Annotated in this window: 24 protein-coding genes; 7 read left to right on the forward strand and 17 right to left on the reverse strand. The window is 64.7% G+C overall.

Annotation, left to right across the window (positions count from 1 at the left end):
• Positions 1-71: 71 nt before the first annotated feature.
• Complete coding sequence (locus tag AC1RBA_RS25515) at positions 72-1,724, reverse strand: Na+/H+ antiporter (RefSeq protein WP_492420152.1); 1,653 nt, start codon at positions 1,722-1,724, stop codon at positions 72-74.
• Between the two features lie 194 nt (positions 1,725-1,918).
• Here AC1RBA_RS25515 and AC1RBA_RS25520 point away from each other — a divergent pair, with 194 nt between their 5' ends.
• The 4 genes from AC1RBA_RS25520 (at position 1,919) to AC1RBA_RS25535 (ending at position 6,847) form a co-directional block, all read left to right on the forward strand.
• On the forward strand, positions 1,919-3,217 hold the full coding sequence (locus AC1RBA_RS25520; protein WP_492420154.1) for a cytochrome c: 1,299 nt from the start codon (positions 1,919-1,921) through the stop codon (positions 3,215-3,217).
• A 24-nt stretch (positions 3,218-3,241) separates the two neighbouring features.
• The gene (locus tag AC1RBA_RS25525; RefSeq protein WP_070218230.1) at positions 3,242-3,709 is read left to right on the forward strand and encodes a (2Fe-2S)-binding protein; all 468 of its coding nucleotides are present in this window, start codon (positions 3,242-3,244) and stop codon (positions 3,707-3,709) included.
• Positions 3,702-6,020 (forward strand): xanthine dehydrogenase family protein molybdopterin-binding subunit, encoded by a 2,319-nt coding sequence (locus AC1RBA_RS25530; protein ID WP_492420156.1) that lies wholly within the window; start codon positions 3,702-3,704, stop codon positions 6,018-6,020. The genes AC1RBA_RS25525 and AC1RBA_RS25530 overlap by 8 nt, the downstream gene beginning before the upstream one ends.
• A gap of 161 nt (positions 6,021-6,181) precedes the next feature.
• Positions 6,182-6,847 carry a dienelactone hydrolase family protein gene (locus tag AC1RBA_RS25535; RefSeq protein ID WP_070218228.1) on the forward strand — a complete coding sequence of 222 codons (666 nt, stop codon included), beginning with the start codon at positions 6,182-6,184 and terminating at the stop codon, positions 6,845-6,847.
• Positions 6,848-6,890: 43 nt separating this feature from the next.
• On the opposite strand, the gene fghA is transcribed toward AC1RBA_RS25535, so the two are convergent.
• The 7 genes from fghA to AC1RBA_RS25570 all read right to left on the reverse strand — a co-directional run bounded on the left by fghA (position 6,891) and on the right by AC1RBA_RS25570 (position 12,380).
• Complete coding sequence (fghA, locus tag AC1RBA_RS25540) at positions 6,891-7,760, reverse strand: S-formylglutathione hydrolase (RefSeq protein WP_492420158.1); 870 nt, start codon at positions 7,758-7,760, stop codon at positions 6,891-6,893.
• A gap of 56 nt (positions 7,761-7,816) precedes the next feature.
• On the reverse strand, positions 7,817-8,680 hold the full coding sequence (locus tag AC1RBA_RS25545) for an NAD-dependent protein deacetylase (RefSeq protein ID WP_492420160.1): 864 nt from the start codon (positions 8,678-8,680) through the stop codon (positions 7,817-7,819).
• A gap of 48 nt (positions 8,681-8,728) precedes the next feature.
• Positions 8,729-9,400: a signal peptidase I gene (gene lepB, locus AC1RBA_RS25550; protein ID WP_070289694.1), complete on the reverse strand. Its 672-nt coding sequence runs from the start codon at positions 9,398-9,400 to the stop codon at positions 8,729-8,731.
• A 163-nt stretch (positions 9,401-9,563) separates the two neighbouring features.
• Positions 9,564-9,809, reverse strand: coding sequence for a hypothetical protein (locus AC1RBA_RS25555; RefSeq protein WP_070289693.1), 246 nt, complete (start codon positions 9,807-9,809; stop codon positions 9,564-9,566).
• Complete coding sequence (locus tag AC1RBA_RS25560) at positions 9,806-10,057, reverse strand: hypothetical protein (protein ID WP_070218223.1); 252 nt, start codon at positions 10,055-10,057, stop codon at positions 9,806-9,808. The genes AC1RBA_RS25555 and AC1RBA_RS25560 overlap by 4 nt, the downstream gene beginning before the upstream one ends.
• A 126-nt stretch (positions 10,058-10,183) precedes the next feature.
• The gene (locus tag AC1RBA_RS25565) at positions 10,184-11,758 is read right to left on the reverse strand and encodes an oleate hydratase (protein ID WP_070218222.1); all 1,575 of its coding nucleotides are present in this window, start codon (positions 11,756-11,758) and stop codon (positions 10,184-10,186) included.
• 79 nt (positions 11,759-11,837) lie between these two features.
• Positions 11,838-12,380: a GNAT family N-acetyltransferase gene (locus AC1RBA_RS25570; protein WP_492420162.1), complete on the reverse strand. Its 543-nt coding sequence runs from the start codon at positions 12,378-12,380 to the stop codon at positions 11,838-11,840.
• Between the two features lie 83 nt (positions 12,381-12,463).
• Between AC1RBA_RS25570 and AC1RBA_RS25575 the strand changes: the two genes are divergently transcribed.
• Positions 12,464-12,856 (forward strand): VOC family protein, encoded by a 393-nt coding sequence (locus tag AC1RBA_RS25575; RefSeq protein WP_070311463.1) that lies wholly within the window; start codon positions 12,464-12,466, stop codon positions 12,854-12,856.
• A gap of 1 nt (position 12,857) precedes the next feature.
• Here AC1RBA_RS25575 and AC1RBA_RS25580 read toward each other — a convergent pair whose 3' ends face one another.
• Entirely contained in the window at positions 12,858-13,442 is a 585-nt protein-coding gene (locus AC1RBA_RS25580) for a DinB family protein (protein WP_492420165.1), read from the reverse strand.
• 163 nt (positions 13,443-13,605) lie between these two features.
• On the opposite strand from AC1RBA_RS25580, the gene AC1RBA_RS25585 reads away from it, so the two are divergent.
• Entirely contained in the window at positions 13,606-14,595 is a 990-nt protein-coding gene (locus AC1RBA_RS25585) for an HDOD domain-containing protein (RefSeq protein ID WP_492420167.1), read from the forward strand.
• A 39-nt stretch (positions 14,596-14,634) separates the two neighbouring features.
• Here AC1RBA_RS25585 and AC1RBA_RS25590 read toward each other — a convergent pair whose 3' ends face one another.
• From AC1RBA_RS25590 to AC1RBA_RS25625, 8 genes are all read right to left on the reverse strand, one after another.
• Positions 14,635-15,336 carry an ABC transporter ATP-binding protein gene (locus tag AC1RBA_RS25590; protein ID WP_492420203.1) on the reverse strand — a complete coding sequence of 234 codons (702 nt, stop codon included), beginning with the start codon at positions 15,334-15,336 and terminating at the stop codon, positions 14,635-14,637.
• Positions 15,337-15,352: 16 nt separating this feature from the next.
• On the reverse strand, positions 15,353-16,066 hold the full coding sequence (locus AC1RBA_RS25595) for an ABC transporter ATP-binding protein (RefSeq protein WP_492420169.1): 714 nt from the start codon (positions 16,064-16,066) through the stop codon (positions 15,353-15,355).
• Entirely contained in the window at positions 16,059-17,033 is a 975-nt protein-coding gene (locus AC1RBA_RS25600; RefSeq protein WP_492420171.1) for a branched-chain amino acid ABC transporter permease, read from the reverse strand. Before AC1RBA_RS25600 ends, AC1RBA_RS25595 begins: the two co-directional genes overlap by 8 nt.
• Complete coding sequence (locus tag AC1RBA_RS25605) at positions 17,030-17,902, reverse strand: branched-chain amino acid ABC transporter permease (protein WP_035817692.1); 873 nt, start codon at positions 17,900-17,902, stop codon at positions 17,030-17,032. Before AC1RBA_RS25605 ends, AC1RBA_RS25600 begins: the two co-directional genes overlap by 4 nt.
• Before the next feature lie 104 nt (positions 17,903-18,006).
• A complete protein-coding gene (locus AC1RBA_RS25610; protein ID WP_492420173.1) occupies positions 18,007-19,173 on the reverse strand; it encodes an ABC transporter substrate-binding protein in 1,167 nt (388 codons plus the stop codon).
• A gap of 60 nt (positions 19,174-19,233) precedes the next feature.
• Entirely contained in the window at positions 19,234-20,772 is a 1,539-nt protein-coding gene (locus AC1RBA_RS25615) for a class I adenylate-forming enzyme family protein (RefSeq protein WP_492420175.1), read from the reverse strand.
• Positions 20,773-20,783: 11 nt separating this feature from the next.
• A complete protein-coding gene (locus AC1RBA_RS25620) occupies positions 20,784-21,938 on the reverse strand; it encodes an acyl-CoA dehydrogenase family protein (protein WP_070289686.1) in 1,155 nt (384 codons plus the stop codon).
• A 51-nt stretch (positions 21,939-21,989) separates the two neighbouring features.
• Positions 21,990-22,814 carry an IclR family transcriptional regulator gene (locus AC1RBA_RS25625; RefSeq protein WP_121669118.1) on the reverse strand — a complete coding sequence of 275 codons (825 nt, stop codon included), beginning with the start codon at positions 22,812-22,814 and terminating at the stop codon, positions 21,990-21,992.
• A 269-nt stretch (positions 22,815-23,083) separates the two neighbouring features.
• Here AC1RBA_RS25625 and AC1RBA_RS25630 point away from each other — a divergent pair, with 269 nt between their 5' ends.
• Positions 23,084-25,078, forward strand: coding sequence for a TonB-dependent receptor plug domain-containing protein (locus tag AC1RBA_RS25630; RefSeq protein WP_492420178.1), 1,995 nt, complete (start codon positions 23,084-23,086; stop codon positions 25,076-25,078).
• The last annotated feature ends 17 nt before the right edge of the window (positions 25,079-25,095 follow it).

The raw sequence follows: 25,095 nt of genomic DNA on the forward strand, positions 1-25,095 counted from the left end.
CGAATGTGAAAACTTGCATTCTTTACCATGAGAATTACTTATCAACACTGCCGTGGCGCGCTAAAGTGTTGCTATTCTTCCAGTGTCGCTTCCAGCAAGTCGATTTCGCGCAGCAGGCGCAAATGGATGGTGTCGTCCAGTTCGCCCGAGATGCGGCGGCGGAACAGCTCGTCGCGCTCGGCATTGAGCGCTTCCAGGCGCAGCGCCCGTTCGGCCTTGGCCAGTTCCTGCAAGCGCATCGCCTCGTCGTTGCTGCTTTCGCCATAGGCCAGGCGGCGCCGGTAGGCTTCGATCAGACGGTTGGCCGCCTCCGTGACGACTTGCTGCTTGTCATTCTTGTCGATGCCTTCGCACACTTTTTCCAGCCGCGCGATGGCCGCTTCGGCGGCAGCGGCGCGGGCATTGCGCTCCTCCGTCGAACGGCGCGCGGGCGGCGCGAATACGAGGCCCTTGGTCAGCAGGGGCAGGGTGACGCTGGCCAGCAGCAGCGACAGCAAAATCACGCCCATGGCCAGGAAGATGACGAGGTCGCGCGCGGGGAAACGATTGCCGTCGGGCAAGAACAGCGGCAAGGTCAGTATGCCGGCCAGGGTCAGCGCGCCGCGCACGCCCGCGAACGACGCCACCAGCAGCAATCGCAGGCTGGGGCGCGCCAGCAGCGCCGCGTCCTTCGGCTCGCCCGCCACCTTCTTGTGGTGCTTGAACAGGGTCAGTTTCATCGAGATGAAGACCCAGAGGAAGCGCATGAAGGTCAGCCCTACCGTGATGGCGATGACGAACAGCGGCAGTTTCCAGGCGCTGCCGGCGCCGATTTCGGCCGATGCGGCCGGCAAGCCGGCCACGGTGGCGGGCAGTTGCGCGCCCAGCATGACGAAGATCACGCCATTCAAGACCAGTTGCACGGTATCCCAGACGGCCTTGCGCTGGGTGCGCGTGGCGGCCAGCGGACGGCCGATCAGGTCGGCATAATGCATGGACACGCCCGCCGTGGCGGCGGCCAGGATGCCGGAGCCGTGGATTTGCTCGGCGCCCAGGTAGGCGGCGAACGGGATCAGGATGCTGATGAGGATTTGCAGGCCAGGCTCTTCGCCAACCTTGCTCACCAGCCATTTATTCGCCAGGCCCACGCCCCAAGAGATGCCCAGGCCGATGACGATGCCGCCGCCCGCTTCCTGCAGGAAACTCAGCGAGGCGGCGCCGATGGAAAAGCCGCCCGTCATCATGGCGCCCACGGCAAACGTGAAGCAGACCAGGCCCGAAGCGTCATTGAGCAAGGATTCGCCTTCGAGGATGTGCATCAGGCGCGGCGGAATGGGATTGCCTGCCGCGATGGCCGAGACGGCCACGGGGTCCGTCGGCGAGAGGATGGCACCGAGCGCGAAGGCGACGGCCAGCGGCACGCTGGGGATCAGCCAGTCGATGAAGAAACCCATGCCCAGCACGGTAAACAGCACCAGGCCGATGGCCAGCATCAGGATCGAGCGCGCGTCGGAAAAGAAGGCGCCCTTGGGAATGCGCCAGCCATCAAGAAACAGCAGCGGCGGAATGAAGAGCAGGAAGAAAATGTCGGGATCGAGCGGCACTTGCACGCCAAACACGGCCAATCCCGTGCCGCCGGCGATCTGGATCAGGGGCAGCGGCAGCTTGACCCAGCGCGAGCGGGCGAGAAAGCCGCACAGGACGACGGTCAACACGAGAATGAGGATGATGGTAACGGTATGCATGAAGGAGCGGCGGCGTGCTGAAACGCTGATTATAAGGCGCAGCCCGCCTGCGGCACGACCTCCGTGTCATTGCGTACATACAACAAGTCACAATCGCGGTAAGATTGTCACTGTGGCCTTGTTGCGGCCGCCATAGGCTGGCGGTCCGTGCGCCTTGCTTTTACCCTGGCCTTTACTTTTCATTGGTTCCTGTTTTGCTCAAGAAAATCCTCACCGGCCTGCTGCTGTCGCTGGCATTGCTCATCGTCGCGGCGCTGGCCGCCTACCTGTATTACTGGCGCCCCGCGCTGGCGCCCATCGACCCGCCCGCCGCCACGGCCTTTTCGCCGCAAGTGGTGGAGCGGGGCCGCATCCTGGCCGGCATGGGCAATTGCGCCGCCTGCCATACGGCCCAGGGCGGCGCCGAGTACGCGGGCGGCCACGGCCTGGCTACGCCGTTCGGCACGATCTATGCGACGAATATCACGCCCGACAGGCAGACGGGCATCGGCCGCTGGTCGCTGGCCGCTTTCCAGCGCGCCATGCGCGAAGGCGTGGGCCGCGATGGCGCGCATTTGTATCCCGTCTTTCCGTACACCCATTTCAACCTGGTCTCGGACGCCGACCTGACGGCCCTGTACGCGTATTTCATGACGCGCCCGCCCGTGTACGCGGCCGCGCCCGCCAACAGCGTGCCGTTCCCTTTGAACCTGCGTCCCTTGCAGGCGGGCTGGAAGCTGCTGTTTTTCAAGCCGGCCGGCTTTCAGCTTGATCCCGCGCAAGGGCTGGACTGGAACCGGGGCCGCTATCTGGCCGAGGGTCTCGCCCATTGCGCCGCCTGTCACACGCCGCGCAATGCGCTGGGTGCCGAGCTTGCCGGTTCAGCCTATCTGGGCGCGTCCATCGACCACTGGTATGCGCCGGCCTTGACCAGCGCCAACACGGCGCCCTTGCCGTGGACGCAGGACGAGCTGTACGCCTTTTTGCGCACGGGGGCGACGGCCTTGCACGGCGTGGCGGCAGGTCCCATGTCGGCCGTCGTGCACGAAGGCATGGGCGCGTCGCCCGACAGCGATATCCGTGCCTTGTCCGTGTATTTTGCCGGCGTGGCCGGGGCCGAGCAGCGCAAGGTGGATGCGGATGCCGTGGTGAAAGCCAGCATCGAACGCTCGCAGCGCGTCAGCCTGGTCGACAACGACCGTGGCGCCAGCCTGTACGTGGCCGCCTGCGCGTCGTGCCATTCGAACAGCGATGGAAAACCCGCGGCCTTGCGCCCGGAACTGAGCCTGAACAGCGCCGTCAGCGCGCCCGATCCCGCCAACCTGATCCAGGTGATATTGCATGGCATCGGCAAGGACGAAGCCATGTCCGGCGTGCTGATGCCGGGCTTTGCCGCCTCGCTGACGGACAACGACGTGGCCAACCTGGCCGCCTATCTGCGCCGCAGCCGCAGCCACCAGCCGGCCTGGACGAACCTGGAAGCGGCCGTGGCACGCGCGCGCGCCGGCAAGTGATACTTGAAAGTGTCTTAAATATTTATGTATAACATTACCGTCAATGGCCAGCCCTTCGGCACCGAGGCCGACGCCGAAACACCGCTGCTGTGGGTACTGCGCGACGAAGCCCATTTAAAAGGCACCAAGTTTGGCTGCGGCATCGGCATGTGCGGCGCCTGCACCGTGCACGTCGATGGGCGCGCCATGCGCTCGTGCATCACGCCGATTGCCGCCGTGGCCGGTTGTGCCATCACCACCATCGAAGGCCTTTCGCCGGACGGCACGCATCCGCTGCAGCGGGCGTGGCTTGCCACGCAGGCGCCCCAGTGCGGCTATTGCCAGTCGGGCCAGATCATGCAGGCGGCTACCTTGTTGAAAGACTATCCGCAGCCGACCGATGCGAATATCGATGCCGTCATGAGCGGCAACCTGTGCCGCTGCATGGCGTATGTGCGCATCCGCAAGGCGATCAAGCTGGCGGCCGGCATGCAGGAGGCGCCCGGTGTTTAAGTTGCCGAAAGAAAATTCAGGGGCCCGTGCTCCTTCGCCGGGCCGACGCGGCTTCCTGATCGCCGCCGCCGGCACGGGGTTTACCCTGGCCTTCCTGCGCGCGGACAGCTCATCGGCCGCAGGCAAGGCGGCGCCCGCGCCGTCGACAAAGTCCACCGCGCCCGAATTCGATCCCAGCATCTGGTTCCAGATCGGCAGGGACGGCATCGTCACCGTCAATATCGCCAAGGCGGAAATGGGCCAGCACATCGGCACGGCCCTGGCGCGCATCGTTGCCGAAGAACTGGAAGCGGACTGGAGCAAGGTACGCCTGCATTACGTGGACACGGACCCGAAATGGGGCTTGATGGTGACGGGCGGCAGCTGGTCTGTCTGGCAGAACTTCGATCCGCTCAGCCGAGCCGGCGCGGCCGGGCGCCTCGCGCTGGTCGAGGAGGGCGCGCGCCTGCTGCGCGTGCCCGTGTCCGCCTGCCACGCCCGGCTGGGCGTCGTGCATGGCCGGGGGCGCTCGATCAGCTATGGCGACATCGTGCGCCGTGGCAAGCTGGCGCGCCAGTACACGCCCGAGCAACTGAAAGCCATCGTGCTGAAAACGCCGCAGCAGCGCAGGCTGATCGGCCAGCAGGTGCAGGCGCTCGATATCCCCGCGAAAATCAATGGCACGGCCGTGTACGGCATCGATGCGCAGGTGGAGGGCATGCTGTATGCGCGTCCGAAGATCCCGCCCACGCGCTACGGTGCCAGGGTGGTCTCCATCGACGACTCGGCGGCAAAGAAAGTGAACGGCTATCTGCGCAGCGTGGTGCTGCAGGACCCCAGCGGCACGGTGCCCGGCTGGGTCATGGTGGTGGCCGAAACGTATGCGGCCGCCATGCGCGCGGCCGATCTGGTGCAGGTGAAATGGCGGGCCGGCGCGGCCGCCCACGTGTCGGAGCAGGATATCGTCAGCTATGCGGGCAAGCAGCTGGCCGACGCGAGCCTGGGCGCCCGCGTGGTCGACGATGATGGTGTGGAGCAAGCCTTCAAGGATGCCAGCTTGCAGCTGGAACGCCATTACACGACCAGCACCGTGCTGCATTTCCAGCTGGAGCCCGTGAATGCGCTGGCCCAGGAAGTCGACGGCGTCTGGCATATCCATGCGGGCAACCAGTGGCAATCGTTGATCCTGCCCGTGCTGGCGCAGGCGTTGAAGGTGCCGGAGAGCAAGGTCATGCTGCATACCTATTTGCTCGGCGGCGGCTTCGGTCGGCGCCTGAACGGCGATTATTGCGTGCCGGCCGCGCTGGCGGCGCAAGCCGTGGGGCGCCCCGTCAAGATGATCTGCACGCGGGCCGACGACGCCCGTTTCGATTCGCCCCGTTCGCCGTCCGTGCAGCATGTGCGCATGGCGTTCGACGACGCCGGCAAGGTGTCGGCGATGGTGCACGAGGCCAGCGCGGGCTGGCCCACGCAAGCGATGATCCCCGCCTTGCTGGCCAAGGATAAGCAGGGCCATCCATACGACCCGTTCGCCATCGCCGGCGCCGACCACTGGTATGCGGTGGGCGCGCAGCGCGTGCGGGCCGTGTCGAACGACCTGGCCAACAGCAGTTTCCGCCCCGGCTGGTTGCGCTCCGTGGGGCCGGGCTGGACGAATTGGGCAGTGGAAAGCTTCATGGACGAGGCGGCGCAGGCGGCCAAGGTCGACCCGCTGGCGTTTCGTTTGTCCTTGCTGCAGGCCACGGGGCGCAATGCGGGCAGCGCGCCGAATGCCGTCGGCGGCGCCGCGCGCCTGGCCCACGTGCTGCGGCGGGTGGCGGACAAGGCGGGCTGGGGCACGGCCATGCCGCCCGACACGGGCCTGGGCATCGCCGCCACGTTCGGCCAGGAACGCGACATGCCCACCTGGACGGCCTGCGTTGCCCGGGTGAAAGTGGACCGCAGCACTTGCATGGTGAAAGTCGAAAAGCTGTTCATGGTGATCGACGCGGGCAGCATCGTCGATCCCGATGGCGCGCTGGCGCAGGCGGAAGGGGGCGCTTTGTGGGGCGTGAGCATGGCCTTGCACGAAGGCACGGCTTTCCTCAATGGCGAAGTGAAGGATACCAACCTGAACACTTACACGCCGTTGCGCATGGCCGACGTGCCCGAGCTCGACATTGAATTCGTGGCCAGCACGGCAACGTCGACGGGCATGGGCGAGCCGCCCACGACGGCTGTGGCGCCCGCGATCGGCAACGCCATCTTCGCCGCCGTGGCCTCGCGCGTGCGGCATTTGCCGATCCGTCCGGAAGCCGTGCTGAAGGGGCTGGACCGGTACGGCGCCGTCTGATGCGGAGGCGTGGCGAATTTGACGTGCGCCGCGCGCGAACGGACGCAGGCTGGTACACTGAGGCTTGCCGCTCAGGGCGCGCAGGCGGTGCCCGTTCCGGCAAGATCAGCGCAAAATCTGTGCAATAGCAGCTTGATTTCAGCTCGATAGCGGAGGCAGCCATGCAAGAACAATTTGTCAGCATCACGGCCGATGAACTTCAAATGGACGGCGTGCTTGAAATGCCCGAGCGGCCCGTGGGCATCGTCCTGTTTGCCCACGGCGCGGGCGCCGATAGCGACTATCTGGGCGCCTCCAGCCACGCCACTTCCCAGGATTTTTTGCGAGCGGGCATCGCCACCTTGCGCTTCGATCAGGGCGGTATCGAGCCTGGCGGCGGCAGCAATGGCCACGCCTACTTCGTGCGCAGCGATATCGTGCTGCTGGCGCGCCAGCTGGAAAAAGCCCTGAGCTGGCTGCAAATCGACCCGTCCACCCGACGCTTGCCCTGCGGCCTGTATGGCTATGGCACCAGCGCGGCCGTCGTGATGCAGCTGGCGGCCTGGCGCAGCGCGGAGATCGCCGCGCTGGCCGTGTGCGATGGCCAGGTGGAAATGGCGGGCAAGGCGGCGCTGGAAAACGTGCGCGTGCCATCGCTGCTGATCGTGGGCGGGCGCGACCCCGACGTGGCCGGCCTGAACCGCATGGCGTTTGCCACCTTGCGCTGCGACAAGCAGCTGGAACAGATCGCCGCGCCTGGCGGCCCCGACACGCGCCACCAGGCGGCCCTGCTGGCCACGGACTGGTACACGCGCCATTTCAACGGGCATACCAGCACGGCGCAGTAATTCAATCGGCAAGTGCGTCAGGCAAATGCGTCAGGCAAGTGCTTCAGCCAAGGGCGCGCAGATTCCGCGCATGGAAGCGCACGTGCTCTTCCATGAAGCTGGCGATGAAATAATAGCCGTGGTCGTAGCCGGCATGGCGGCGCAGCCGCAAGGGCTGGCCGGCGTCGCGGCACGCCGCTTCGAACACCTCGGGGTACAGTTGCTCGGGCAGGAATTTGTCGGCCAGGCCCTGGTCGATCAAGATGCCTTCGGGGAACAGTGTCGGCTGGCCCTGCAGCCCGCGCATCAGCGCGCTGGCGTCGTACGGCTGCCAGCGGGCCTCGTCGCCGCCCAGGTAGCCCGTGAATGCCTTTTTGCCCCAAGGACACTGGCTCGGCGCGGCGATGGGGGCGAAGGCGGAGACGGAGCGGAACAGCGCCGGATTGCGCAAAGCCAGCACCAGCGCGCCGTGGCCGCCCATCGAATGGCCGAAAATGCCCGTGCGTTGCGCATCGATCGCCAGTTCCTGTTCCAGCAGCGCGCGCAGTTCCAGGATATAGCTGTACATGCGGTAGTGGCCGCTCCAGGGCGCCTCGGTGGCATCCACGTAAAAGCCGGCGCCCGCGCCGAAATCCCAGGCATCCGTCTCGCCCGCGATGTTGGCGCCACGGGGGCTGGTGTCGGGGGCGATCAGGATCAAGCCTTCCTCGGCCGCCACGCGCTGCGCGCCGCCCTTGATCATGAACGTTTCTTCCGTGCAAGTCAGGCCCGCCAGGTAAAACAGGGCGGGGCGTTTGGTGCTGACGGCGCTGCCCGGCGCCATGTCGGGAATGAAGGCCGAGAAACGCATGGGCAAGCCGATGGCTTGCGCGTCGTGGCGATAAAAGCGTTGTACGCCGCCAAAACAGGCGTGTTCACTCAACAGTTCCAGCATGAATTCTCCTCGTTAATTGCACAGTATAGCCAGAGCGGCGCGGGGCCGGCACGGGATCAGCCCAGCATGGCCGCTAATGCAGGCAGGATGTCTTGTGCCGGGGCATCGGTCTTGAATGCCAGCAAATGGTCGGCGCGCGTCTTGCCCATGTTGATGGCGGCCACGGGCTTGCCCGTTTCGGCCGCCATGCGGCACAGGCGAAAGCTCGAATACACCATGACGGACGAGCCCACCACCAGCAGGGCGCTGGCCGCGTGCATCTTGCTTTCGGCTTCGGCCGTGCAGGCGGCGGGTACGCCATCGCCGAAAAACACCACGTCGGGCTGCAGGGTGCCGCCGCAGCGGGGGCACACCGGCACGTGGAAGGTGGCCAACTGGGACGGCTCCAGCAAGGCGTCGCCGTCGGGCGCCGGCGTGGCCGTTGCGCCCAGCATCCGGGGATTGTCGCGTTCGAGCTGATCCTGGATCAGGCGGCGCGTATGGCGGGTCCGGCAATCGAGGCAGATCACGCCATGTATGCTGCCGTGCAACTCCGTGACGGCGGCGCTGCCTGCCTGCTGATGCAGGCCATCCACGTTTTGCGTGACGAGGCCGCCGATGCACTGGCGCTGCGCCAGTTGCGCGATGGCCAGGTGGCCCGGGTTCGGCATGGCGCGCGCCAGGGTCGGCCAGCCCACCATGCTGCGCGCCCAGTAGCGGCGGCGCACGGCTTCCTGGCGGCGAAAATCGGGGCCTTGTACGGGGGCATTGCCGCGCCGCACGCCTTCCGTGTCGCGGTAAGCGGGTATGCCGGACGCCGTGCTGATGCCGGCGCCCGTCAGCAGCAGCACGTCCGGATGGCGCTGCAGGAACTGCGCCAGCTGCTCGAGGGCGGGATCGTCGCTGGCGGGCTGCTGGCTGGATGAAGGAAAGTTGTGCATGATGCGCCATGCTAACCGAAAAGCGCGGCGCCGTTGCGAGGGCGAGGTTTACTCGAGCTTCATGCCGAAACGTTGCAGCCGTGGCTGCCAATGCTCCTCGATATTGGCCGAGACGAGGATGCGCTCGGCCTTGCCGATCAGCAATGCGCGGGGCACGAAGCCGAAATAGCGCGAGTCGGCGCTGTTGTCGCGGTTATCGCCCAGCATGAGGAAATGGTCGGGCGGCACCGTCACGGGAGCAAAGCTGCGCGCCGCCCCTGCGATTTGCGGCAAGACCTGGATGCGGTGCTGCTCCGTCGCGTTGCGCTCGCTGATGCGCTGCGCCGTCAGCTGGCCCACGTGGGCGATGGTTTCGGGCGCCGTGTCGAGCGCCGTGTACTGGGCCGGCTGGCCATTGATGACCAGCTGCTCATTGCGCATTTCCACCGTGTCGCCGGGCAGGGCGATGATGCGCTTGATCAAGCGCGTGCCGTCTTTCGGCGAGGAAAACGTAACGATGTCGCCCCGCTGCGGTTCACCGAGGCGCTGCAGCACGATGTCGGTGAGCGGCACTTTCAGGTTGAAGGCGAGGCGGTTGACGAAGACCACGTCGCCCTCGAGCAGATTGGGGCGCATGGACGCCGACGGGATGGGATTCCAGTCCGCCACGGCCGTGCGGAACACGCCGAACAGCAGGAGAAACATCAAAAAACCTTTGTTGGCGCGCATCCATGTGCTCATGTCGGCTCTTTCGCTGGGCTGTGCCCGTGATGGTGTAGGGAGGCGCCATTGCTGCTGGCGTCCTATGCACGATGCACGGCGAGGCTGAAGCCAGTCTTAAATCCAGCGCATGCGGGGCCGATGGCGTGACCGCTGTTGCGTGCACGCATCACCGTGTCAGCCATCAGGGATGGCGGCACGGCGCTTGCGTGTCGTCGTTGCCGTTCGGCAGGCGCTTGCCATGCATTTCATCCCACAGTTCGCCCAGCGCCACCAGCAGGCCGCCGGCCACGAGGGGGATCGCCACCAGCCATGGAATGCTGTCGAGCCAGGGACCCAGCACGATGGCCGAGGCCACGGCGATGACGAGGGCGCTGCACCAGAAACGGCGCGGATGCCGGAGCGTGAACAGGTAATGAAGGTGCTTCATACATCCTCCTTGGTGAGCATGCGGAACAGCCGGGCGGCCAGGATGCTGCTGACGGCGATGACGATGCAACCGTCCAGGAAAAACAGCACCTTGCCCACCAGGTGCATGCCCTGTATCAGGTAGGCGGGCAATTCCTGCGCTTCCGCCCATTGCGTCATGCGTGCCAGCACGATGGCGGCGGCAAAGATGACGAGGGCCAAGGCCAGCACCAGCAGCACATGTTCGAACAGGCGTAGCCGCAGTTTCATGTTGGACTTGGCAAGGTAGGGAAGATTCCCGGACCTTGACGTTATCAGTCCGATATCGCCGTGCTTTGCGCTGTCACAAAGGCGCGCCCGATAGGATGAAAACGACGTTGGCGCGGGAAAATGGGCTTATGTGAAGGCCTTGATGACGGCATCGAGCTTGACCTTCAGCGACTTGTCGTGCGCGTGGATGGCCGGCACGTCGCGCTGCACGCCGAGCAGCTGGTAGACGGCCGTCTGCGCCGCGCGCACCGAGTATTCCACGGTAAACACGACATCGTCGGCGATTTCCACGAACTGGCTCACGAAGGCCAGGTTGACGGAGCCGGCCGGCACGGGCAGCGGGCGGTCGCTTTTTGCGCGGGGCATGAACATGCTGGTGATGTAGGGCATGCGGCAGGGAATGCAGTTGGCCGTGGCCATCATGTCGAGGTCGAAATTCAGATGGCCGCACAGCTCGCGCAGGATTTCCTCGCCGCTGCAGTCGGACATGGGCTTGGCGACGAAGTTGCCGATGCGGTCGGGGTGCAGCGCATAGCCCCAGAACACTTGCACGCCCTCGGGCTGGCCCGCGAAATGCGGCTGGTGCGCCAGCACGATGGACATGAACCAGTTGCTGTCCTTGAAGGTGACGAGGCCGCCCGTGCCCGCGCTGTTGCCCGTGAATTGTTCCATCCTGTCGAAGAAGGCGCTGTCTTTCAGGGTGACCGTGTACGAGGCCCAGTACGATTCGGGAATGCTGCTGTTGAAGGCGGCGGGGCGACCCAGTTGCGGGCGGCCCTCGGCCAGCTTTTCCCACAGGCGCCAGCCGTGGCTGTCGTTCTTCGTGCGCTTGGCCGGCGCGCTGTGCATGCTGCCATAGCTCGATGCATCCGTCATCGAGGCATTCTGGAAAAAGACCAGGTCGCCGGCAGCGACAGGAATCACGTCGGCCATGCCGCGGCGCTGGCAGGCAATGGCGGTGGCGCTCAGGCGGCCTTCGGATTCCTGCACTTCGATATCGGTTACCGCGCAATCCATGATGACGTTCACGCCTTGCTCCTGCAGCCACGCGACCAGCGGACGCACCAGCGAATCGTACTGGTTGTAGACGGTGCGCTTGACGCCGGCCAGCGTCTCGATGCGCGAAAACTCCATCATGAAACGGTGCAGATAGCGCTTGAACTCGACGGCGCTGTGCCAAGGCTGGAAGGCGAACGTGGTGGCCCACATGGTCCAGAACTTGGTGTCGAAAAATGCGGGCGAGAGCCAGTCCGTGATGGCGCTGCTGCCCAGGACGTCTTCATCGGCTTCCGTCAGCTTCAGCAGTTCCAGCCTGTCCTGCATGGAAAAGCCCATGCTGCTGACGTCGACCTTGAAACGGTTGCGGTCAACGAGGCGCGCGCGCGAGTGGGGAATATGCCGTTCGTTGAAGGCGATGGTTTCGTCGTAGACGCTCTGGCCCGCATGCTCGAGCGAGGGGATGCTCTTGAACAAGTCCCACGTGCATTCGTAATTGTCGGTGGTCAGCATGCGCCCGCCGCGCAAGGTGTAGCCATCCTCGGCATTGCCGCCGCCATCGAGGCTGCCGCCCGTCACGGGCGCCGCTTCGAAGATGGTGATGTTGCTGCCTTGCATGCCGCCGTCGCGTATCATGAAGGCGGCCGCGGCCAGCGAGCCGATGCCGCCGCCGACGAGGTAGGCTTTTTTATCTGTATTGTGCATATTGTTCCCTGAGTGTGATATTTGCCTATTTTATAACATCAGGGCAGAAGCGGCCTCACAATAGAGCAACTGCTCGGTTTTATTCCATGCCGGCGTGCTCGTTGCGCCGTTCAAAATACAGCAAGTCCGACCAGGCGCCCTGGAAATGCATGGCTTTTTCCGAGCGCCCATACTGGTGAAAGCCGTTGCGCTGCATGACCGCGACCGAGCCCAGGTTTTGCGGCCGCGCCGTCGCTTCCAGGCGCCACAGTTCCAGTGGACCGAACGCTTCTTCCAGCAGCAGGGCCACGACGCGCGTGGCATAGCCGCGTCCGCCGAATCGTTCGCCGATGCGGTAACCGAGCGCCGCCTTGTTGAAATACGGGCGCGTGACGGCCGTCAGGTTGACCCTGCCGATGATTTGTCCGTCCAGCCTGGCCAGATACTGGTAGGCGCGGTCCTGCTCGCGCTCGCGCTGCGCCTGCTCGATGGCGGCGGCGATGGCTTCCTCGCTATAGTAGGACGGCGCCCGGGCCGTGACCCAGGATTCAAAATAGGCGCGGTTGTCCAGCTCGAAGGCGAGCAAGGCGCAGAGGTCGGCGCTGGTCGGAGGGGACAATTGGAGGCGGTCGATGTCTGACATGGGATCTGGTCCGAAAGAGATGCGCCATTATAATCAGCTGGCGCATTCCGCCGCACACCCGTTTCTAACCATGAAGGAGCAGCATGCTGTCCCATCTCTGCCTCGGCACCAACGACTTTCCCCGCGCCTACGCCTTCTATACGGCCTTGCTGGGAGAACTCGACCTGATCGAAAAATTTCATGATCCGGCCAAGCCTTGGGCGGGCTGGATGGCGCGGCAGGCGCCGCGTCCCCTGTTCGTGCTGACGGCGCCGCACGACGGCTTGCCGGCTACGTCCGGCAATGGCCAGATGACGGCCTTGCTGGCGTCCAGCCGCGCGCAGGTGGACCGCTGCCACCAGGCCGTGCTGGCGCTGGGGGCCGTGTGCGAGGGGCCGCCTGGCTTGCGCCCCCATTACCACGATAATTACTATGGCGCCTACTTCCGCGACCTCGACGGCAACAAGCTGTGCGTCTGCTGTCACGGCGAGGAGTAACTCAGCGTTCTGCCCACACCTCGTCTTCCGTCCAGCCCAGTTCCAGGAAATCCTGCGCCCGCTCGTCCGCTTCGCCGGCGCAATAGAATTCGTCGAGCTGCGGCGGCGCGATGCGCGTGCCGGCCAGCATGGCGTGCACTTGCCCCCGGTGGTGGATCTGGTGCTGGAACACATGCGCCAGCAGGCGTTGGCGCGTGTCGACTTGCGGCGTGTCGCGCAAGATCGTCACGGACCGCGCCAGGTCAAGGTCGCACAGACTGCGGCAATGGGCGATCAGGCGCAGGTCCGATGCGCGCTGCGCCGCGTGCAGGGCCGCGCAATCGGTGAACGGTTCATCCTGTGCAAAAAAGACGTAGCAGTCGGCATGGGGCGCTTCGCCGCGCAGCTCGCGCTCGAGCGCGTCGAGATAAAACCAGTCGCATGTGAGGATGTGGTTCAAGGTGAACTGGATGGTGGGAAAAAAACTGACGCGCGTGGCCTGGAACTCGGCCCGGGTCAGCTGCCCGCAAGCTTTCAGCAGGCGGTGGTTGGTCCAGGCGTTGTTGTACGCCTGGCTGGTGATGTAGTGCGCAAGTGGATTGTTCATGATGGATCGCTTGTTAGGCAGGACAGGGGGCATGTCATGCTACTTTAGCATGTTGCGGCAGGTGGACAAAGCGCTCACGCCCGCCGCACCGGCGCCGCTGTCATCAAGTAAAATCGCGGGGCGGATTTCGCGATAGTGATGCACATAGGGCTGGAAGAATAAAATGGGTTGGATAGGAAAATTACTGAGCGGCGGCGGCGACAAGGCTGCGCACCTCACGGCAGCGGCGGCGCCCGAGGCGGCACGGCAGCCGGCGACCATCACCGAAATCGATGCCATTTACTACCGCTGGCTGGCGGCCGCCGGTTCGGCGCAGGCGCCGGCGGAGGCGGAACAGCAGATTCTGGACGAATTGGCGCGCCTGGTCCGTGAACCGGTCGCTGGCGCTGCGCTGATACCGCGCATTCCGGCCATCATTCCCCAGTTGATGCGTACCTTGCAAGATGAAAACATGAGCGCGGCCAAGCTGTCGGCCCAGCTGGCCCAGGACGTACTGCTGGTCGCCGAGGTCTACCGCGAAGCGAACCGGCCCCGCTACCATTCGCGCTACAACGCCAGCCCGTCGATCAACAACATGGAAGGCGCCATCATGCTGCTGGGGCAAAACGGCATGCGCATGCTGCTCGCCCGCGTCGCCTTCCGTCCCATCGTCAGCATGCAAAGCGGCGGCCTGACCATACGCACGGCGCCGCTGATCTGGCGCCAGTCCGAGAAATGTGCGCTGGCGGCCAACCTGGTCGCACCGGCCATGCAGGCCAACGCCTTCGACGCGTATCTGGCGGGACTGATGGCCAATGTCGGCCTGGTGGTGGCCTTCCGGCTGATCGACCAGATGCATGCGCCCGATGCCTTTCCGCAATCGGACGCCTTCATTGCCCAGGTGTTTGCGCAAGCGCGCATCTTGTCGGTACGGATCGCTGAATTATGGGAGTTTCCCGTGTCCGTCACCCGCGCGATCGCTCAGGTGGGGCAAGCCGATGCCGATCCGCAGGCGCTGGCGCTGGCGCTGGGCGAGCGCTTGAGCAAGCTGCGCATGCTGGTCGATACCGGCCGCTTTCCTGCCGATGATCCCTTCGTGATGACGGGACTGAGCAAGGCCGAGCTGCAGGTGTTTGACAAGCTGGCCGATGACGAGGACGACGACGAGGAGTGATGGCCGCAGGCCGCTCAACCTCGGCGGCGGCCATGCCGCTCAGCGCGCAAAATACAGCGCATGCAGATGTTCGAGGTCGACATCAACCGCCGCCTGCGACAGCGCCACCTTACCGCTTTGCATCAGGTAGACGTGATCGGCCACGCCGACGGCGCGCGCCGTGTTCTGCTCCACTAAAATGATGGTGCGCTTGCCGTCGTTCAGGCGCGCGAGGATCTCGAACAGCTCGTTGACCACCAGCGGCGCCAGGCCCAGCGACGGCTCGTCGATGATCAATAACGACGGATCCGACATCAGGCCCCGCGCCATCGCCAGCATCTGCGCCTCGCCGCCGGAGAGCGAGCCGGCCAGCTGGCGGCGCCTCTCGTGCAGGCGCGGGAACATGGCGTAGGCTTCGGCCAGGCGCGCCGGCATGTGGCTGCGGTGCTCCTTCGGAAACGCGCCCATGATCAGGTTTTCTTCCACGCTCATGTCGCGAAACGTCATGCGCCCCTCGGGGATCATCGTCACGCGTGCGTCGCTCATCTTCCAGGTGGGCGTGCCGTTGATGGGCGTGCCGTCGAGCGCGATGCTGCCCGCGCCCACGGGCAGCAAACCCATGATGGCGCGCAGCAGGGTCGTCTTGCCGGCCCCGTTCGGGCCGATGATGGTGGTCAGCTTGCCCTTCTGGATCGAGAGCGACACATCCCACAGCACATTGATGGCGCCATAGCCGGCGCGCAGATTATTTACTTCAAGCATCGTTTCAAGCATCGTTTCAGGCATGAGCGGCTCCCGTATAGCTTTCGATGACGGCCGGATCGCGGAAGACGCAATCGGGCGTGCTGTCGGCGATCAGCTGGCCAAAATTGAGCACGGCCACGCGCTGGCACAGATTGCTGATGGTTTCGATATCGTGCTCGATCATGACGATGCCCACGCCAAAGGCGGCGTGCAAGTCCTTCAGCATGCCCATGAAGCGACGCTTGCCGTTCGTTTCCAGGCCCGCCAGCACTTCGTCTAACAGCAGCAGTTTCGGATTGGTGGCCAGCGCCTTGGCCACTTCCAGCGCTTTCAATTCCGTCAGCGCCAGTTCGCTGGCCGCGTCGCGCTGCGCCTTGTCCGCCAGGCTCGTGAAATCGAGGATTTCATCGATCTTGCGCATGTCCACCTTGCCCGTGCCGAAGCGCTGCGCCACGACGAGGTTTTCGCGCACCGTCAATTCATGCATCGGCTGCGGGATCTGGAAGGTGCGGCCCAGCCCCAGGCGGGCGCGCTGGTACATGGGCGTGGCCATGATGTCGCGTCCCTCGAAGCGGATGCTGCCGCCGGTGGGGCGCACCAGGCCGGAAATGGCGTTGAACAGGGTGGTCTTGCCGGCGCCGTTCGCGCCCACCAGGCCGATCACGTCGTGGCTGCCCACTTTTAACGTGACAGAATCGACGGCCGTCAGGCCGCCAAAGCGCACGGACACATTATCGAGTTCAAGCATGTTGTTTCTCCTTCGCTTTGAAGGTGTTTTTCAGCCATTTTTGCAGCAGCGGCAGCAAGCCGTTCGGGCTGAAGACGATCATCGCCACCAGCAGCACGCCCAGCACCAGCTGGTGGCCCGTGGGGATCAGCGACTTGAAAATGAGCTGGTCGACCAAGTAGACCACGACGGCGCCCAGCACGGGGCCGAGTATCGTGCGGTAGCCGCCGAAGATGGCCGCCACGATTGGTAACGTGACCCACAGGCTGTTGAAGGCGTAGTCGGGCTCGAGGAAGTTGATGTAATGGGCGTTGAAGGCGCCGAACAGGCCGGCCATGAAGGCCGACACGAGCAGCATCGCGCCTTTCAGCAAGGTGCTGTTGACGCCGACGACGCGCGTGGCGTCCTCGCTGTCGTGCATGGCACGCAAGGCGATGCCGTAGTGGCTGGCGCGGATGCGGCTGTAGGCAAAGGCGCACGCCACCACCAGGGTCAGCACCACCAGGTAGGCGCCCGTCTTGCTGGCCAGGTCGAAGCCGAAAACGGTGGGTAAAGCCGGGATATTGTTGATGCCGCCGGCACCGCCCGTCACGGCACTCCATTCCGTGGCCAGGATGCGGAAGATGTGGGCGTAGGCGAGGATGGCCAGCGCAAAATACGGCCCGCGCAGCCGCAGCACGGGCAGCATGATGACGGCGGCGATGGCCGCGCCCGCGCCGCCCAGCAGCATGGCGGCAAACACGGGCAAGCCCAGTTTCACGGTGGCCAGCGCGGAGACATACGCGCCCACGCCGAAGAACGCCGCATGGCCGAAGCTGACCATGCCGCCCAGGTTACCCAGCAGGGCCCAGGACATGGCCACGCCGCCGATGATCAGTGCCGCCACCACCATGCTCATCACATACTGGTTGGCGCCCAGGGCCAGCGGCACGGCGACATACGCGGCCAGCAGCAGGATTGCCGTGGAAATCAGTGTCGAGCGCTTCATCCGCGCCTCCGTTGTGCGCCGAACAGGCCGTTCGGCATGATGAACAGCACCAGCAGGAACAGCACCATGCCCGACAATTCCTGCAGCGCGGAGCTGGCCAGGGTGACGGTCAAGGCTTCGGCCACGCCCAGCAGCACGGCGGCCAGCAGCACGCCCGGTATCGAGCCGATGCCGGCCAGTACCGTGATGATGAAGGCTTTCACCGTCAGCGCGCCGCCGTAGGCAGGCTGGATCACGCCATAGCTGAACAAGGCGACGCCGGCGAAGGCGGCCAGGATGCCGGCGACCAGAAACGACACCAGTTCCGTGCGGCCCGGATCGATGCCCATCAGCTTGGCCGCGTCGCGGTTGCTGGACACGGCGCGCACGGCGCGGCCATACCAGCTGGTCGACAGCCAGCGCCACAGGGCCGCCATCAGCACCAGGCTGACGCCGAAGAAAATCACTTCACTGCGCATGCTGAAAAACGGGCCGATCTCGAAGCCTTCCTGCAGCCAGCTCGACGAGGTCGAGCGGATGTCGGCCTTCCATACCAGCAAAATGAAGTTGGTGAGGATCACGCCGATGCCGTAGGTGAGGATCAGCGAATTGATTTCGCGGTCCTTCTTGATGCGGCTGACGATCAGGTAGACGCCCACGGACGTCAGGCTGACGATCACCAGCGCGATGGGAATGGCGAACATCGGCCCCAGGCCCAGGCCCGATTCGACGCTGTAGGCGATGTAGGCGGCCAGCAGCACCAGTTCGCCGTGCGCCAGGTTGATCACTTTCATGGTGCCGAAGACCAGCGCCAGTCCCAGTGCGATCAGGGCGTAGGAGCCGCCCTGCAGCAAGCCCGAATACAGGGCTTGCAAGATTAATTCTGTCATATCGTCATCCCGTCAGGCGGCCCAGGCGCATCGCGAAGAGGCACCAGGACCGCCGTTCATCGGTGCACGCCCGGCGGGCGCGCGCGTGTGCAGCGGGAGGCTGCTTACCAGGGCAGGGCAGGATAGTTCAGCTTGCCCGTCGCGTGTTCCTTCGGCCAGACAATCACCACTTTCTTGTCCTGGTGCTGCGCCATGCGGTGCACGAAGTTCTGGTTGTCGCCGTTGGCGGCGAACTGCACGCGGCCGATCAGGGTTTCGCGGTCCGTCTTGCGCATCTCGTCGGACACGCCGCCTTTCTTGAGCGTGCCCTTGTCGGCCGCGCGCGCGATCGCTTCGAACAGCAGCATCGACTGCACGTAGCCGAACTGGCCCAGGTAGTCCGGCTCCTTCTTGTACAGCTGCTTGTAGGCGTCGCTGAAAGCCTTGCCGTCGGCCGTCTTGAATTCCGTCGGGAAGGGCAGCAGGGCCGTGCCGAAGACGTTCGGCATCAGGTCGGGGAAGTCGGCCGCCATCTTCGGCGTGGCCAGCGACCACACGCCCACCATGGCCTTGATCTTCGGTTTCAGCACGCGGGCGGCGCGGATGATGCCCACGTAGTCGTTTTCGTAGCCGACCATGGCCACCACTTCCGATTTGTCCTGCAGCTTGATCTTGTTGATGATGGGCTTGAAGTCGGTAATGGCCGGGTCGAACGAGTGCGTCGTCACCTTCACGCCCTTGGCCGCCAGGGCCTTCTCCACGTCCTTGGCCAGGCCCGTGGTGGCATCCTTGGTCGAATACACGATGGAGACGGACTTGGCGCCCACATCCTGCAGCAGTCCCAGCATGGCTTTTTCGTAGCCGGCCGTGTTATTGATGCGGAAAAAATTCTTGCGTCCGCTGGCCACCAGGCTGTCGTCCACGCCGCCCGAGGTGATGTAGACCAGGCCCAGTTTATTGGCCGTGTCCGAGGCGGGCGAAATATTGTTCGAGCCATAGCCGCCCGTGATGGCCACCACGCCCTGACTGGCCAGCTTTTCCACGGCGGCGATGGCTTTGGCGGGCGCCGATTCGTCGTCGACGGTGATGATCTTGATGGTGTGCTTGCCGTTGGTCTTGTTGAATACCTCGGCCGCGACCATGATCCCTTCCTGCATGCCGGCGCCGACCCGCGCCAGGTTGCCCGTCAGCGGGATTTCCGCGCCGACCAGGAATTCGTCGGCGCTGGCCTGTGCCATCCAGGCGCTGGCAACCAGCGCTGCCATGGCGATGCGTGTGTAGGTGCGTTTCATCGTGTCTCCTCCGGTGATGTGGCTTGGTTTTATTGTCGGGTCTGCTACTACATGGTCAACTTATCGTGCATTCTGCGCCATTTGCCGCAGCTGCCCCTTTAAAATCTTGCCCGTGGCGGCTGCCGGCAGCGCTTCCATGACGATGATGGCGGACGGGCACTTGTACGGCGACAGGGTCTGCGCCAGCCAGGCTTGCAATTCTGCCACGCTCGCGGGCTGGCGCGGGTCCAGTTCCACGTAGGCGATGACGTCCTCGTTGCCATCGGCCAGGGTGCGCCCGACCACGGCCGACTGCACCACGGAAGCGTGGGCGTTCAGGGCCGTTTCCACTTCCAGCGGATACACATTGAAGCCGGAGCGGATGATCAATTCCTTGGTGCGGCCCACGATGAACAGGGCGCCGTCCGTGTCCTGGCGCGCCATGTCGCCCGTATTGAGCCAGCCGCCGTCGCGCATGGTGGCCGCCGTCATGGCCGGTTCGCGGTAATAGCCGGCCATGATGTTCGGCCCGCGTATCCATAATTCCCCCGGCTGGCCCGGCGTCACGTCCTGGCCGGCCACGTCGACCACGCGCACTTCCACGCCGGGGATCGGCATGCCCACGGAATCGTCGCGGCGCGGCGTTTCCAGGCGCGTCTGGCTGATGGTGGGGGCGCTTTCCGTCATGCCGTAGCCATTGTGCAGCGCGGTGCCGAGCAGCTTTTCCACCTCGTGCTTGAGCGACGGCGCCAGCGGCGAGCCGCCCGCATACGCAAAGCGCAGCCGCGTGGGCAGCGGCGTATCGGCGCCGCCCAGGGTTTGCAGCAGCTTGGCGTACATGGCGGGCACGCCCTGCACGATGGTCAGACCGTCGTCCTTCAGTGCCGAGAGCAGGCCGTCGACGGAAAAGCGCGGCACCAGGTACAGTGCGGCGCCCGCATACAGGGTGCCCAGGGCCACCGAGGCCAGGCCGTACACGTGCGAAATCGGCAGCACGCCATAGGCGCGGTCGCTGCTGGTCAGGCCGCGCAGGGTGCTGGAGACGGCGGCGATGAACAGCAGGTTGCGGTGCGTGAGCATCACGCCCTTCGACTGCCCGGTGGTGCCCGTCGTGTAGATCAGCGCGGCAACCTGTTCGTTGCCGGGCACCGTGTCTTCCGCGATGGCCGCCTCGTTCAAGTCGCCCGCCAGCAGCTCGCCCATGCCGTCGACCGCGGCGCTGGCCGCGCCCAGACGCGCCGCATGCGCGGCCGCTTCCGGCGAGGCGCCGGCCAGGAACAGCATCCTCCGCGCCGAACTGTGCGCAGCGATGGTGTCGATCTCGCGCGCCGACAGGCGCGCATTGACGTTGACGATCCACGCGTCGATGCTGGCGGCAGCAAAAATCAGCGCCACCTGCAGCGCGCAGTTCTCGCCCACCACCATCAGGCGGTCGCCGGCGCGCACGTTCAGCTGGCGCAGCAGCTGCGCGGCGCTGTCCACACTGTGCTGCAGCTGGGCGTAGGTCCAGCTGCGCCCACCTTCATGCAGCGCGGGCGCGTCGGGCGCGCGCGTCGCCCAATAGATGGAGATGGCCGACAGGCGCGCCGGCAAGTGGGCCAGCAGGGCGGGAATATCCATCGCGGCCTCCTTCACTTTTGTGCTGCCTTGATCATGTTGCGGGCGATGACGATCTGCTGGATCTGCGTCGTGCCTTCGTAGATGCGGAACAGGCGCACGTCGCGGTAGAAGCGCTCGGCCGCGTATTCGCTGATGTAGCCGGCGCCGCCGTGGATCTGCACGGAGCGGTCAGCCACGCGGCCGCACATTTCGGAGGCGAACAGCTTGCAGCACGACGCTTCCGTCGAAATGTCTTCCTTGTTGTCGCGCCGCCGCGCGGCGTCCAGCACCATGCTGCGCGCCGCGTAAATCTCGGCCTTGCTGTCGGCCAGCATGGCCTGGATCAGCTGGAACTCGGCGATGGGCTGGCCGAACTGCTGGCGTTCCATCGCGTAGGCGAGGGCGTCGGCCAGCATGCGTTCGGCCGCGCCCACGCAGACGGCGGCGATGTGCAGCCGGCCCTTGTCGAGCACCTTCATGGCTGTCTTGAAACCCACGCCCTCCTTGCCGCCGATGACGTTCGCGGCCGGCACGCGGCAATTTTCGAAGATCACGTCGCAGGTATGCGCGCCTTGCTGGCCCATCTTTTTATCGATTTTTCCCAGCGAGAGGCCCGGCGTGTCCTTTTCCACGATGAAGGCGGAAATGGCCGAGGCGCCCCGCTTGACGGGATCCGTGCGGGCCATGACGGTAAAGATGCTCGCTTCGGGCGCGTTGGTGATGTAGCGCTTGCTGCCGTTGAGGATATAGAAGTCGCCATCGCGCACGGCCGAGGTGCGCAGCGAGGCGGCATCGGACCCCGATCCCGCTTCGGTCAGCGCGAAGGAGCCGATGATCTCGCCGGCCGCCAGCTTGGGCAGATAGTATTGTTTTTGCGCTTCCGTGCCGTCGATCACGATGCCTTGCGAACCGATGCCGTTGTTCGTGCCGATCAGCGAGCGGAAGGCGGGCGAGGTGCGGGCGATTTCAAAGGCGACGCGCACTTCCTCTTCCATGCTCAGTTCCAGGCCGCCGTAGGCTTCCGGAATGGACAGGCCGAACAGGCCCAGTTCGCGCATCTGCGCCACGATGGCGGGCGGGATCGTGTCCGTTTCAGCCACCAGCGCCTCGTTCGGCACCAGCACTTCGCGCACGAAACGGGCGATGCTGTCGAGCAGGATGTTCAGGGTTTCTTCGTCGCGTATCATCGGGTTCCTCGGCGCTGTGATTTGATCTGTTGTTGAGAGGGGGCGCGCAGTCTAACCGCGGCCCAGGTTTTTTTCCACTGTCTTGACCAGGGCCACCAGACGCGGACCCAGGTCCGATTCGAGTTTTTCGCGCGACAGCAAAAAGGCGGGGCCGCCGCAATTGAAGGCCATCACCTGTTCGCCGTCGGCACCCAGCATGGGCACGCCCACGGCATGCACGTCGTTCTGCCATTCGCCGGCCGAGATGCAAAAGCCCCGGTCCTGGTAATCCTTGAAGCCTTGCTCGATGCCGGCCTTGATGCGCGGCCAGCGCTCCGTCTCGTGCACGCGCGCATGGTCCATCAGATAGTCGCGCTCGGCCTGCGGCAGGATGCACAGCAGGGCCTTGCCCATGGCCGTCGTCATCAGGGGAATGCGCGAACCGACGTCGAGGCGCAGCGTGACGTTGGCGCTGCTGCGGCAGGTTTCCACGTACACCATGCTGAGGCGGTCGCGCGTGCCCAGCGACACGGACGCCTGCGCATGTTCGGCCAGTTCTTCCATCAGCGGACGCGCCATCTTGCGCACGTCCAGGTTCGACAGCATGCGGTAGCCGAGGGCCAGCACGCCGGCGCCCAGCTGGTACTTGCCCAGGTTGTCCGAGTAATTGAGGTAGCCGAGTTTGGTGAGGGTGTAGGTGAGGCGCGAAATGGTGGGCTTGGGGATGCCCGTGCGCTTGGCCATGTCCGCGTTCGACAGGAAGACTTCGCCGGGACGAAAGCACCGCAGCACTTCGAGGCCGCGCGCCAGCGCGTTGACGAACTGGCGGTCCTTGCCTTCCTCGTCATCGCTGAAGACGATGATTTCCGGATCTGCTGCGGCCTGAATATTTGTCATATTTGCATTCATTTGCTGGCTCCCTGGAAATCAGTTTGCCTAGCCGAATCTCGCATGTCAACCGTTTTGTGAAACATTCGTTCGCACAGCGAAATGGTGCGGTGCATGAAAAATCGCCGGGAAATTGACTTGCGCGCCCGTTTTGCCTCTCCCCGCTTGAGCATCGCTATATACGTCTGTATATTGCGCTGTTGGATGACGGTCGCCGCACAAGTGGCCGCTTTTTTGCATATCGCTATATAAAATGATATATAACGGAAGAGAACAAGATGACGATGGTGAAACCGGTAATGGCAGGCGCCGTGATGCTGGCGCTGGCGCAGACGGTGCAGGCGCAGCAGACAGCAGGCAAAGATGAGGCTGCGCCGTTCGTGCTGGGCACGGTGACGGTGATCGGCCAGCGCGAGCAGGCCGGCCAGCTGGAACAGCAGGTGGGCACGCAGGTGAGCCGCGCCGGGATGCGCCGCTTTAACCGCGACAACGTGGGCGACGCCCTCAATCTGCTGTCCGGCGTGTCGCTGTCGACCAATGCGCGCAACGAGAAAACCGTCGCCATCCGCGGCTTCGATGCGCGCCAGGTGCCGCTGTACATCGACGGCATTCCCGTCTACGTGCCGTATGACGGCTATGTCGATTTCAACCGATTTACGACGGCCGACCTGGCCGCCATACAAGTGGCCAAGGGATTCAGCTCCGTGGCCTACGGCGCCAATACCCTGGGCGGCGCCATCAACCTGGTGTCGCGCAAGCCGACGGCTTTGATGGAAGGCGATACGTCAGTAGGATTCGGTTCGGGCAGCGAGCGCCAGGTGTCGGCCAACGTGGGCACGAACCAGGGCCTGTGGTATCTGCAGGCGGGCGTGTCGTACATCAATGGCGACGGCTTTCCCCTGTCGTCCGATTTCCGCCCCACGGCCACGGAAGACGGCGGCATGCGCAATAACGCCTATCGCAAGGACCATAAGGTGTCGTTCAAGGTGGGTCTGACGCCCGATGGCGCGCATGCGGGCGATGAATATGCGCTCAGCTACTACAAGCAGCATGGCGAAAAGGGCCAGCCGCCATCGACCAATCCCGTCGGCGCGCGCTACTGGCAGTGGCCGTACTGGAACAAGGAAAGCGTGTATCTCGTCTCGCAGACGCGTCTGGGCCAGCAGGAACGCCTGAAACTGCGCCTGTACCACGACAGCTACGACAATGAAATCACGTCCTATACAAACGGCAGCTACGCGACCCTGAAGACCAGCGGCCAGGGCAGCGTCAGCGGCGGGCGCAGCATCTATAACGACCGCACGAACGGCGGCGCGGTGGAACTCGAATCGTTCCGCCTGGCCGCGCATAGCCTGCGTTTTGTGGCCAGCTACAAGGCCGACGAGCACCAGGAACTCGACGCCAGGGGTGTGCGCACCACCTGGTACAAGGATGCCCTGTGGACGCTGGGCGCGGAAGACAGCATCGCCCTCAATGCGGCGACGGAACTGTCGCTGGGCGTGTCGCGCAATGCACTGCGCCCGGACACCGTCTACAGCGCCGGCAATGCGTATACCTTGCCCGAGAATCAATCGGCCACCGACCTGCAGGCGGGCCTGTTCCACAAGACCGGTCTTGCATCGCGCGTGTACGCCACCGTGGCGCGCAAGTCGCGCCTGCCGACTCTGAAGGACCGCTACTCGCAGCGCCTGGGCACATATATTGAAAACCCGGCCTTGCGCGCGGAAGAGGCAATGAATTATGAGCTGGGCTACCAGGCAACCGTGCGCGGGCTGGCGCTCGATGCCGCCCTGTTCTACAGCGACGTGAAGGACAAGATCCAGAGCGTGGCGAATGTGGCGGGCGTGCGTGCGCAGATGCGCAACGCGGGCAGGGCGCACATCAGCGGCGTGGAACTGGGCTTGCGCGGCCGCGCCGGCGCATGGCTCGATTTCGGCGGCAACTACACGTACACGGACATGAAGAACGTCAGCGACCGTGCCATCCGCCTGACGGACGTGCCGCGCCACAAGCTGACGGCGCACGCCGTATTGCACGCGGCGCGCCAGGTCGACGTGGTGGCCATCGCGGAAGCGAATAGCGGGCGCTGGGTCTCGAACACGCTGGAGCTTGGCGGTTTTACGACAGTGAACCTGAAGGCCGTGTACCGCCCCTTGCCGGCCTTGACCCTGGAAGCGGGCGTGAGCAATCTGGCTGACCGCAACTATGCGCTGGCCGACGGTTTTCCCGGCGCTGGCCGCACCTGGCTGGCCAATGCGCAATACCAGTTCTGAGTTTTCACTGTCATGAA

This window comes from Janthinobacterium sp. GW823-FHT03B06, assembly GCF_058796955.1.

Excerpts from the sequence above, each read along its gene's own strand:
- AC1RBA_RS25585 (WP_492420167.1), top strand. The coding sequence starts at position 13,606 with ATGGGTTGGATAGGAAAATTACTGAGCGGCGGCGGCGACAAGGCTGCG.
- AC1RBA_RS25615 (WP_492420175.1), bottom strand. The coding sequence starts at position 20,772 with ATGGATATTCCCGCCCTGCTGGCCCACTTGCCGGCGCGCCTGTCGGCC.
- AC1RBA_RS25595 (WP_492420169.1), bottom strand. The coding sequence starts at position 16,066 with ATGCTTGAACTCGATAATGTGTCCGTGCGCTTTGGCGGCCTGACGGCC.
- AC1RBA_RS25620 (WP_070289686.1), bottom strand. The coding sequence starts at position 21,938 with ATGATACGCGACGAAGAAACCCTGAACATCCTGCTCGACAGCATCGCC.
- AC1RBA_RS25600 (WP_492420171.1), bottom strand. The coding sequence starts at position 17,033 with ATGAAGCGCTCGACACTGATTTCCACGGCAATCCTGCTGCTGGCCGCG.
- AC1RBA_RS25590 (WP_492420203.1), bottom strand. The coding sequence starts at position 15,336 with ATGCTTGAAGTAAATAATCTGCGCGCCGGCTATGGCGCCATCAATGTG.
- AC1RBA_RS25625 (WP_121669118.1), bottom strand. The coding sequence starts at position 22,814 with ATGACAAATATTCAGGCCGCAGCAGATCCGGAAATCATCGTCTTCAGC.
- AC1RBA_RS25580 (WP_492420165.1), bottom strand. The coding sequence starts at position 13,442 with ATGAACAATCCACTTGCGCACTACATCACCAGCCAGGCGTACAACAAC.
- AC1RBA_RS25545 (WP_492420160.1), bottom strand. The coding sequence starts at position 8,680 with ATGCACAACTTTCCTTCATCCAGCCAGCAGCCCGCCAGCGACGATCCC.
- AC1RBA_RS25610 (WP_492420173.1), bottom strand. The coding sequence starts at position 19,173 with ATGAAACGCACCTACACACGCATCGCCATGGCAGCGCTGGTTGCCAGC.
- AC1RBA_RS25570 (WP_492420162.1), bottom strand. The coding sequence starts at position 12,380 with ATGTCAGACATCGACCGCCTCCAATTGTCCCCTCCGACCAGCGCCGAC.
- AC1RBA_RS25565 (WP_070218222.1), bottom strand. The coding sequence starts at position 11,758 with ATGCACAATACAGATAAAAAAGCCTACCTCGTCGGCGGCGGCATCGGC.
- AC1RBA_RS25630 (WP_492420178.1), top strand. The coding sequence starts at position 23,084 with ATGACGATGGTGAAACCGGTAATGGCAGGCGCCGTGATGCTGGCGCTG.
- AC1RBA_RS25525 (WP_070218230.1), top strand. The coding sequence starts at position 3,242 with ATGTATAACATTACCGTCAATGGCCAGCCCTTCGGCACCGAGGCCGAC.
- lepB (WP_070289694.1), bottom strand. The coding sequence starts at position 9,400 with ATGAGCACATGGATGCGCGCCAACAAAGGTTTTTTGATGTTTCTCCTG.
- AC1RBA_RS25560 (WP_070218223.1), bottom strand. The coding sequence starts at position 10,057 with ATGAAACTGCGGCTACGCCTGTTCGAACATGTGCTGCTGGTGCTGGCC.
- fghA (WP_492420158.1), bottom strand. The coding sequence starts at position 7,760 with ATGCTGGAACTGTTGAGTGAACACGCCTGTTTTGGCGGCGTACAACGC.
- AC1RBA_RS25555 (WP_070289693.1), bottom strand. The coding sequence starts at position 9,809 with ATGAAGCACCTTCATTACCTGTTCACGCTCCGGCATCCGCGCCGTTTC.
- AC1RBA_RS25605 (WP_035817692.1), bottom strand. The coding sequence starts at position 17,902 with ATGACAGAATTAATCTTGCAAGCCCTGTATTCGGGCTTGCTGCAGGGC.
- AC1RBA_RS25515 (WP_492420152.1), bottom strand. The coding sequence starts at position 1,724 with ATGCATACCGTTACCATCATCCTCATTCTCGTGTTGACCGTCGTCCTG.
- AC1RBA_RS25575 (WP_070311463.1), top strand. The coding sequence starts at position 12,464 with ATGCTGTCCCATCTCTGCCTCGGCACCAACGACTTTCCCCGCGCCTAC.
- AC1RBA_RS25535 (WP_070218228.1), top strand. The coding sequence starts at position 6,182 with ATGCAAGAACAATTTGTCAGCATCACGGCCGATGAACTTCAAATGGAC.